Origin of the sequence: Acidisphaera sp. L21 (assembly GCF_009765685.1) — a bacterium.
Classification (GTDB): domain Bacteria; phylum Pseudomonadota; class Alphaproteobacteria; order Acetobacterales; family Acetobacteraceae; genus LMUY01.
Window position 1 is genome coordinate 17,384 of sequence record NZ_LMUY01000077.1, and the last position, 2,723, is coordinate 20,106.

Genomic DNA, 2,723 nt, shown 5'->3' on the forward strand with positions numbered 1-2,723 from the left:
GACCGGACGGCCGTCGCCGCCTGGGCACGGCTGACCACGGACGCACCGGTCGGCAGCATTCGTGCCACGGTGCGCGCCGGGCGGGACCAGATGCGCGCCACCTTGCTCGGCTGGCTGCCGCAGGACCTGACGGGCCGCCGCATCCTGGATGCCGGCTGCGGCACCGGCGCCCTGGCCGTGGAGGCCGCCCGCCGCGGCGCCGCCGTCGTGGCCATCGACCTGTCGGCGACGCTGGTGGGATTGGCCCGGCAGCGCTTGCCAGCGGAGTTGCGGGTGGAATTCCGGGTCGGCGACATGCTGGACCCGGCGCTGGGCCAGTTCGACCATGTCGTGGCCATGGATTCCCTCATCCACTACGCCGCACCCGACATGGCGCGCGCGGGCGCCGGGTTGGCGGCGCGCAGCACGCGCTCGGTGCTGTTCACCTTCGCGCCGCGCACGCCGATGTTGTGGGCGATGCACCAGGCCGGGCGGCTGTTTCCGCGCGGCAATCGCGCCCCCGCGATCGAACCGGTGACGCACACCACCATCCGCCGCCTGCTGGCAGCCGACCCGGCGATGCAGGGCTGGGATCCCGGCCGCAGCCAGCGGATCACCACCGGGTTCTACATTTCCTGCGCGCAGGAAATGACGTCCGCCACGGTGCCGTCATGAGCGGCGCCGTCACCCGGCTGAACCAGCGCCTGGCGCGAAACTGGGGCAAGGTCGGGCCGGCCTTTCTGCCCTTCGCCGATGTCGCAAGCGACGCGATGCCGATGCGCCGGCTGCTTCGGCTGTCCCTGTTCCAGGTGACCGTCGGCATGGCGGTCGTGCTGATGATCGGCACGCTCAACCGTGTGATGATCGTGGAATTGGGCGTGCCCGCCTGGCTGGTGGCGGTGATGATTTCGCTCCCGCTGGTCTTCGCGCCGTTCCGCGCGGTGGTGGGGTTCAAGTCGGACACGCACCGGTCCGTATTGGGCTGGCGGCGCGTGCCATACCTCTGGATGGGCACGCTGATCCAGTTCGGCGGCCTGGCGATCATGCCCTTCGCCCTGATCGTCCTGTCCGGGGACAGCAACGGACCCATCATCATCGGCCAGGCCGCGGCCGGGTTGGCGTTCCTGCTCGTCGGCGCCGGGCTGCACACCACTCAGACGGTCGGGCTGGCCCTGGCGACCGATCTGTCCCCGCCGGAAACCCATCCGAAGGTCGTGGCCCTGCTATGCATGATGTTGCTGCTGGGCATGATCGCCAGCGCCCTGCTGTTCGGGGCTCTGCTGGCCCATTTCTCGGAACTGCGGCTGATCCAGGTGGTCCAGGGCTCTGCCGTCGCCACCATGGTCCTGAACGGCATCGCCCTGTGGAAGCAGGAGGCGCGCGACCCCAGCCGCACCCGGCCAGACCGCGCCGCGCCGCGCTTCGCCGAGACATGGCGCGACTTCAATCGCGGGGCCCGCGCCCGCCGGCGCCTGGTGGCGCTGGGTGTCGGCACTGTCGCCTTCTCGATGCAGGATATCCTGCTGGAGCCCTATGGCGGGCGCGTGCTGGGCCTCCCTGTCGGCGCCACCACGGCGATGACGGCGCTGCTGGCCGTGGGCGGGCTGACGGGGTTTGCCACGGCGGCGCGGCTGCTGGGCCGCGGGACCGACCCGTATCGCCTGGCGGGCGTGGGCGCCATGGCCGGGCTGGCCGCCTTCAGCGCGGTGGTCTTCGCCGCCCCCTTCCAGAGCGCCCCCCTGTTTGCCATTGGGGTGACGCTGATCGGGCTTGGGGCGGGGCTGTTCGCCCACTGCACCTTGACGGCCGCGATGGCCACCGCCCAGCCCGGCCAGATCGGGCTGACGCTGGGTATCTGGGGCGCCGTCCAGGCCTCCGCCGCCGGCAGCGCCGTGGCCCTCGGCGGCCTCATCCGCGATGGCGTGTCCGCCCTGGCCGAGCGTGGTGCATTGGGCCCGACCCTGGTGGCGCCGGCCACGGGCTACGTCACCGTCTACGCGATCGAGATCGCGTTGCTGTTCGCCACGCTGATCGCCATCGGCCCGCTGGCTCGGCCGGCGGGGCGAACCCGCGTCTCCCCCGTTTCCTCGTTTTTCCCGCTGAACAGCTGAGGTCCCCCGATGCAGACAGGAGCCATCACCAGCTACATCGACGTCGCCCAGTTGGCGTTGTACGTCTTCTGGCTCGGTTTCGCAGGCCTGATCTTCTATCTACGACGCGAGGATAAGCGGGAGGGCTACCCGCTGGTGTCCGACCGCTCCCGCTCCATCACGGTGCAGGGTTTTCCGGCCATCCCAACGCCGAAGACCTTCCTCACCCAGCACGGCCCGATCTATGCCCCTCGGGTCGAACCGCCGGATGTCATGAACGCGCTGCCGTCGGGCCAATGGTTAGGCGCGCCCTTGGATCCGGTTGGCGATCCGATGCTCGCTGCGATGGGTCCTGGATCCTACGCGCAACGCCGGGCTGACATTCCGGACTATACCTTCGACGACAACCTCCCGAAAATCGTGCCACTCCGCTCTGTTCCAGAGTTCTTCCTGGCTTGGGAGGATCCCAACGTGATCGGCATGGCCGTGTTCGGCGATGACGGCGTGCAGGCCGGAACCGTATCGGAGGCGTGGATCGATCGCGCCGAGGTCGTCATCCGCTATCTGGAAGTGGCGTTGCTGGCGCCGAAGGGTGCGGATCGCGTGCTGCTGCCGATGAACTTCGCGCAGATCAAAGCCAAGCAACGCCGCATC

Annotated in this window: 3 protein-coding genes; all 3 read left to right on the forward strand. The window is 69.7% G+C overall.

What is annotated here, in order from left to right; genetic code table 11:
* A partial coding sequence (bchM, locus tag GSQ76_RS15900; RefSeq protein WP_158745002.1) for a magnesium protoporphyrin IX methyltransferase occupies window positions 1-654 on the forward strand: 654 nt, incomplete at its 5' end.
* The gene (locus GSQ76_RS15905; protein ID WP_158745004.1) at window positions 651-2,090 is read left to right on the forward strand and encodes a PucC family protein; all 1,440 of its coding nucleotides are present in this window, start codon (window positions 651-653) and stop codon (window positions 2,088-2,090) included. The genes bchM and GSQ76_RS15905, both read left to right, overlap by 4 nt.
* A 9-nt stretch (window positions 2,091-2,099) precedes the next feature.
* A partial coding sequence (gene puhA, locus GSQ76_RS15910) for a photosynthetic reaction center subunit H (protein WP_158745006.1) occupies window positions 2,100-2,723 on the forward strand: 624 nt, incomplete at its 3' end.

Coding starts and splice junctions, on each gene's coding strand:
- GSQ76_RS15905 (WP_158745004.1), top strand. CDS start 651: ATGAGCGGCGCCGTCACCCGGCTGAACCAGCGCCTGGCGCGAAACTGG.